This is a genomic window from Leptolyngbya sp. FACHB-36 (assembly GCF_014695955.1).
GTDB lineage: Bacteria > Cyanobacteriota > Cyanobacteriia > Leptolyngbyales > Leptolyngbyaceae > FACHB-36.
On sequence record NZ_JACJPG010000576.1, the window covers coordinates 1 to 6,452 of the forward strand.

Here is a 6,452-nt window from a genome sequence, read left to right on the forward strand (position 1 = left end):
TGGGCAGGTCGCCCGGAGCAGCAGATTTGGGACGGAACCTTAGCTGATATTCTGGCGCAGACGACTGGTAAAATCCTTTCTCCGTGCGTTATTGTCGTTGGAGAGGTTGTTCGGCTGCGTGCGGTGCAGTCCATCTGTTCGCTACTGGATTCTGTTGTGTCTACGAATTTTGTTCCTCAAAGCCCCCTATCCGGGAAAACCGTTCTCGTCACTCGTTCTGCGAACCAATCTAGTCAGTTCAGCGATCGTCTAAAATCCGAAGGAGCCGTCGTCATTGATATGCCCGCGTTGGAGATTGTGCCACCGTCTAGCTGGGATGGATTAGATAGCGCGATCGCGCGTTTGCGAGAGTTTGACTGGTTGGTTCTGACTTCAGCAAACAGCGTTGAGTTTTTCTTCGATCGGTTGGCGACTCAAATTCAAGATATTCGCGCGCTCGCAGGCATTAAAATCGCGGTAGTTGGTGAGAAGACAGCGCAGAAGCTGAGACAGCGCGGTTTACAGCCAGACTTTGTACCACCTGAATTTGTTGCTGATTCCCTTGCAGAGCGCTTTCCTGGTCCCCTTAGCGGTGCAAAAGTTCTCTTCCCTAGAGTCGAAAGTGGGGGTCGGGATGTATTGGTGAAAAACTTCACGGCAAAAGGTGCGATCGTCACTGAGGTGGCTGCTTACCAGTCTCGCTGTCCAGACACGATGAATCCTGCTGCCCTTGCTGCCCTGCAAAACCGCCGCGTTGATGTCATCACATTTGCCAGTTCCAAAACTGTCAAGTTCTTCTGCCAGCTACTAGAGCGCTCTCAAGAAGATTTTTCCTGGCAGTCCTGGCTGGACGGCGTTTGCATTGCCGCGATCGGTCCCCAAACTAGCAAAGCCTGCGAAAGCCTTTTAGGTCGCTTCGACGTCGAGGCGCAAGAATACACCGTCGAGGGATTGACGCAGGCGATCGCGCAATGGCTCAGCCGCGAAGGCTCCAGCATCAAACCGTAAGACTACACCGAGCACTACAGCTGTCGATCAGGCGTCAAGCAGTGACGCCCACAGTCTTGTTAAGACTGCGATTGAGTAATACCAACTCTCTAAACTCCATCTTATAGACCAGAACCCGTTTGACTAACAAATCGTTTGCTTAACTCGCTGAAAACCTCTCCCTAACCCTCTCCTGCGAGGAGAGGGAACTGGAAATTTGTCTAGCTCCCCTTTCCGCGCCGGAGAGGGATTGGGGAGAGGTCTTCCGAAGTTTTGTCAGTCAATGAGGACCAGAACACTAGAACTCAGGTGGAATTGAGCATTTGCAATTACGAATTGCGCATTCCGAATTCCGAATTGGTATGGGAGCTTCAGGCTCACGAATAGCTAGAACCCCTAGGCGAACTTCGGGAGATCTGGTAGGTTTTGTAGGACACGTTTGTACAGAAGGTTAAAACCAATGGGGGCATTGACCGGACGCGACCTACTTAGGCTATCTGACCTTTCCGTGGGCGAACTGCAAGAGCTTCTAGAACTTGCTGCCGCACTGAAATCGGGTTCCGTCACCCTTCAATGTCAGAAAACCTTGGGATTGCTGTTCTACAAAGCCTCCACCCGTACGCGAGTCAGCTTCTCTGCGGCAATGTTTCGTCTAGGCGGACAGGTGCTCGATCTCAACCCCAGCGTTACCCAGGTGAGCCGAGGTGAGCCGATCGCAGACACGGCCCGCGTGCTCGATCGCTATTTGGATATTTTGGCAATCCGCACCTTCGAGCAGCGCGATCTAGAAACCTTCGCGCACTACGCCAACATTCCCATCGTCAACGCGCTCAGCGACTTAGAGCACCCCTGCCAAGTGCTGGCAGATCTACAAACGATCCAGGAATCCTTTGGTACGCTGGCAGGGACGACACTGGCGTACTTAGGCGACGGCAACAATGTGGCACACTCACTGCTGCTGGGCTGTGCGCTGGCAGGCGTTAACGTGCGTGTTGCGTCGCCACCAGACTATCAACCGGTGCCAGAAATCGTCGAGCAGGCGCGGGCAATCGCAGGCGATCGTACTGAGGTTGTGGTGACCACAGACCCGATCGCCGCTGCCAAAGGCGCTCAAGCGCTTTATACAGATGTTTGGGCAAGTATGGGGCAGGAAGACCTCGCCCAAAGCCGCGTCCCCATTTTTCAGCCCTACCAGGTCAACGAAGCCCTGCTGGAGTATGCAGATTCAGCCGCGATCGTCCTGCACTGTCTCCCAGCTCATCGCGGTGAAGAAATTACTGATGCAGTGATGGAAGGACCACACTCTCGCCTTTGGGACCAAGCAGAGAATCGAATGCACGCTCAACAGGCGCTTCTAGCAAGCCTACTAGGAGCTGCTTGACCCCCTGCTAGCAAGTTAATAACTCTTGGTCTTATTAACCTGGCAATGCTTGTTCTTCTAAGGCTGGAAGCTGTGCTTCGACTTCGCTCGACCCTCATTTGATTTCGCTTAAAATGCGAACTAAATAAAATGCAAATTTTATGGAATCGGCATATCGTTTGTTCCGGACAGCCGGAAGGGCTATCTCACCCCCACTAAAATTAAGCTGGAAAGCACCGCTCCTTGTCCAATGGGTGCTGGGCGTTAGAAAAGCTAGCCCAACCTTCGCGCTGGCTACCTGCCGACCGTGTGAGATCTCGAATCAGCATGGTCCTCGTGCGGATATAATCACCCAGGGCACAGGTCTCCTCGCTACTGAGGATCAAGCGATTAGTTACCTGCCACACCAGTTGCTTTACGAGTTGAGTGTCATTGAGCCTAAGTAATGTGTCACTTTGCGTTTCTTCTACGACCCCCCAAAACAGTCGCAGCGTCGTGACTTTCACATTCGTTGTCTGGTAGCTATCCATACTCGTTAGTCTGTAATTTAAGACTTTCTTTAGATTTTTAGCTGTAAACTTGCCAAGAACCGGAGAACGAGAGAAGAGTCTATAGTTTTCAACAGAAGTTAGGATTTTATTGCACTCCTTAACAATTGGCGGGACTTTTACAGGAGCGAATCTAAAATTTCTTTAAAGACTGGACAGGTTAAGAATTTAATGGTACAAGTGTTCTAAGACCTGTCTACTCTTGGTATTTTTATGGAATCCCCTATGGAAGCGCTCACGGATGCCCAGCAGGAGTTGTACGACTGGCTCGTGGGCTACATCCGTCAGAATCAACACTCTCCATCGATTCGTCAGATGATGCGAGCAATGGGATTGAAATCACCTGCTCCTGTGCAGAGCCGTCTAGAGCATTTGCGAACCAAGGGCTATATCGAATGGACCGAGGGCAGAGCACGTACGATTCGCCTGACGCAAGCGAATGCGCCAGGGGTGCCGATTCGAGGCGCGATCGCCGCAGGCGGTTTGGTTGAAGCCTTTCAGGACGCTGAAGTGGAGCATCTCGACTTTTCTAACCTGCTGCTCGATCCGCGCTATTTTGCGTTGCGCGTACGCGGACACAGCATGATCGAAGCTCTGATCGACGATGGCGACATCGTGGTTATGCAGCCGACCAACGACCCCAAAGCGCTGAAGAATGGCACGATCGTTGCCGCCCGCGTTGAAGGACAAACCACACTGAAATACTTCCATCGCAAGGGCAGTAAAGTAACGCTGCAACCTGGTAATCCAGACAAAGAGAAGTATCCAGCGATCGAGATTTCTGCGACCCAAATTGACGTTCAAGGCGTGTTGGTGGGCGTGTGGCGGGGCTACGGCAAACTGTAGCATCCGATAGTAGGAGTTCTCGCTATGGCATGATGGCTGAATGTTTAGCCACCCGGTTCAGTCGTGAACACGTTTCGTCCCCTGCTGCAAATTTTTCAGAGCCGAACGATGGCGGCTCTTTTGTTTCTGGGCTTTTCCTCAGGACTGCCGCTGCTGCTAACCAGTCGAACGCTGCAAGCCTGGATGAAAGAGGCGCAGGTCGATTTAGGCACGATCGGCTGGTTTAGCCTGGTTGGGTTGCCCTACACGCTCAAGTTTCTGTGGTCCCCGCTGCTGGACCGCTTTGTGCCGCCTTTTTTGGGACGCCGTCGAGGATGGCTCGTTATTACACAGGTTGGGCTACTTCTGGCGATCGTGGCACTGTCGTTCCAGCAGCCTGCCCAGACGCTGCATCTACTGGCACTCACCGCTTTGATGGTCGCTGTTCTGAGTGCGACTCAGGACATTGCTGGAGATGCCTATCGCACTGATGTTTTGACCGAAACAGAGTTAGGGATTGGGGCATCAACCTGGGTGCTGGGCTACCGAATTGCCGTTCTGGTTTCTGGCTCATTGACGCTGATTCTGGCGGATGTGCTGCCGTGGAGTTGGGTGTATCGAATCATGGCGGCTCTGATGGCGGTTGGACTAGTGGCAGCTTGGTGGGCACCGGAACCTGCCGTGCGCGATCGTCCACCGGAGTCTCTAGTAGAAGCGGTTTATCTACCCTTTCAAGAGTTCTTTCAGCGATTTGGCGTTGGGTCTGCCACGCTGATTCTGGCGTTTATTCTGCTTTACAAGCTGGGTGATGCCTTGGTAGGCAATATGACGACTCCATTTCTGCTTGATGTGGGCTTCAGCAAAACGGAGATTGGCACGATTCAAGCTAGTACTGGCTTTTTGGCAACGACAGTTGGTGTTATCGGTGGTGGAGTGCTGGTGACACGACTGGGAATTACTCGATCGCTGTGGGTCTTTGGGGCGTTGCAGGCGCTCAGCAATCTCGGCTACTTCTCTTTGGCGCTGCTGCCAAAATCCAGTGCGTTGCTGCTGCTGGCAATCAATCTAGAAAATTTTTGTGCGGGACTAGTGACCGCAGGATTTGTTGCTTACCTGATGAGCCTCTGTCACCATGCGTTTACCGCGACGCAGTTTGCATTACTGTCTAGCCTAATGGCCGCCGGAAACACTCTTCTTGCTGCTCCTGCTGGCAATGTAGCCACAGCAACAGGTTGGTCTGGGTTCTTTCTGCTAACGCTTATAGCCGCACTTCCCGGACTGCTGCTGCTGCCGATCGTGGCGCCCTGGCATGGACACCTTGAAACGGCTAACAGCGGCGATCGCAATAACCCCTAACGTCGCAATCAGTAGTAGGATGAAGAAAGCGTCACAAATCTTAAGTTAACGCTCAGAATCCAGCTAAATTGCACGTCTACGGTTAGTGTCATGGCAATCTTTCGGCAGTACATTGCCCCTCTGTTGATCGTCCTGGTCTTTCTATTTGCGCTGGTCGTTGTCAGCTCCCGCATTTTCCTGCCCTCGGATATGGCGGCTCCCGCTCCGATTGAAGAATCTAGCCCTGAGCGCGCTCAGCGCACGCAAACGCGTGCCGTTGCCGAGTTGCCTCCAGCGCTCTCAGCGCTGATCAGAGGCTTGCCCGACGATCCGGCGCTGTCTGCGCGCCTCTAGTTTCTGTACATCTAACTTTGACATCCCTTCCACCTGGCTATCGTCGCCGTCGCGGGTCGGGGCTAGATCGATCGCGTCTAGTCCAGTTTATGCAGCGGACTTACGAGGAAATGCAGCCCGGAAGCGACTACGCGCACCTAGCCTATACGGTGGAGCAGTACTTCTCCTCAGATACGCCGACGTGGTGGGTCGAACTGGCAGAGGATGCGAGCGGATTTCCCTCAACCAGTCCACCTGCGATCGCCTGTCTCTGGCTGGGCAACGCCATTAGCCAGATTAGTGGCGATCGACATGCCCATGTCTTTCTGCTCTATGTTCTGCCGGAGCATCGCCGCCAAGGTATCGGCTTAGCGCTGATGCAGCTTGCAGAGGCGTGGGCGCGGGAGCGGGGCGATCGTCAGATTGGACTCCAGGTGTTTCAATCCAATCTTCCTGCTCTAAAGCTGTATCGCCGCCTCGGATTTCAGACCCAATCGCTTTGGATGGTGAAGCCGCTGTAGTGCCTAGTTTATCGAGGCACCCTAGTGCTGCTCAGTGCCCTGATGGATTGTCTTAACCCACTTCAGCCGTTTTGGGCGGACTGCCACCCGCGCCGTCATTGTTGCAATGATAGGTAGCCAGTGGAACAGGTAGAGCGTTCCAAACAGCGTGTGAAGCAGTGTTCGGAACCCAGACAGAAAAGCGTTCCGACTGGATAGATGGAGGCGATCGCTCCGGCGAATCTGCCGCAGCCCCAGCATAATTCCAATCATCGGCAGCGTGAAGGTTAACCCTGTCAGCGGCGTCAGCAGAGATGGACGATTTCGCAGCAGCGACATCAGCAAATCCGGCACCATCGCTGTAGGCAGTAGGTACTGAATAATCCAGAACATGAACAGATCCAGCGTCTTCTGCGTGCCCAAGCGGTTTCTCAAAATCGGCTTCCAGTAGTCGAGATACCGCTGATAGCCGCCCTCCGCCCAGCGGTTCCGCTGGTGCCATAAAGCGATCGCCGTCGTTACGCCTTCTTCTTCTACGGTTGGGAACGTCATAAAGTCCACGTCCCACTGGTCCAAATGCAGGCG

The 6,452-nt window shown here is 53.5% G+C and carries 7 protein-coding genes; 6 read left to right on the top strand and 1 reads right to left on the bottom strand.

Going from position 1 to position 6,452, the window contains the following annotated elements; all coding sequences use genetic code 11:
• The 6 genes from H6F43_RS16565 to H6F43_RS16590 form a co-directional block, all read left to right on the top strand.
• On the top strand, nt 1–987 hold a 987-nt coding region (locus tag H6F43_RS16565; protein ID WP_190343824.1), incomplete at its 5' end, for a uroporphyrinogen-III synthase.
• A gap of 439 nt (nt 988–1,426) precedes the next feature.
• The gene (gene argF / locus H6F43_RS16570) at nt 1,427–2,347 is read left to right on the top strand and encodes an ornithine carbamoyltransferase (RefSeq protein ID WP_190343825.1); all 921 of its coding nucleotides are present in this window, start codon (nt 1,427–1,429) and stop codon (nt 2,345–2,347) included.
• Between the two features lie 752 nt (nt 2,348–3,099).
• Nucleotides 3,100–3,720, top strand: coding sequence for a transcriptional repressor LexA (lexA, locus tag H6F43_RS16575; protein ID WP_190343828.1), 621 nt, complete (start codon nt 3,100–3,102; stop codon nt 3,718–3,720).
• 63 nt (nt 3,721–3,783) lie between these two features.
• Nucleotides 3,784–5,055 (top strand): AmpG family muropeptide MFS transporter, encoded by a 1,272-nt coding sequence (locus H6F43_RS16580; protein WP_347272423.1) that lies wholly within the window; start codon nt 3,784–3,786, stop codon nt 5,053–5,055.
• A 90-nt stretch (nt 5,056–5,145) separates the two neighbouring features.
• Entirely contained in the window at nt 5,146–5,388 is a 243-nt protein-coding gene (locus H6F43_RS16585; RefSeq protein WP_190343826.1) for a hypothetical protein, read from the top strand.
• 17 nt (nt 5,389–5,405) lie between these two features.
• A complete protein-coding gene (locus H6F43_RS16590; RefSeq protein ID WP_242025693.1) occupies nt 5,406–5,888 on the top strand; it encodes a GNAT family N-acetyltransferase in 483 nt (160 codons plus the stop codon).
• 21 nt (nt 5,889–5,909) lie between these two features.
• Here the strand turns inward: H6F43_RS16590 and H6F43_RS16595 are convergent.
• Nucleotides 5,910–6,452 (bottom strand): glycosyltransferase family 2 protein (locus H6F43_RS16595; RefSeq protein WP_206754579.1); only part of this gene is annotated, 543 nt, incomplete at its 5' end.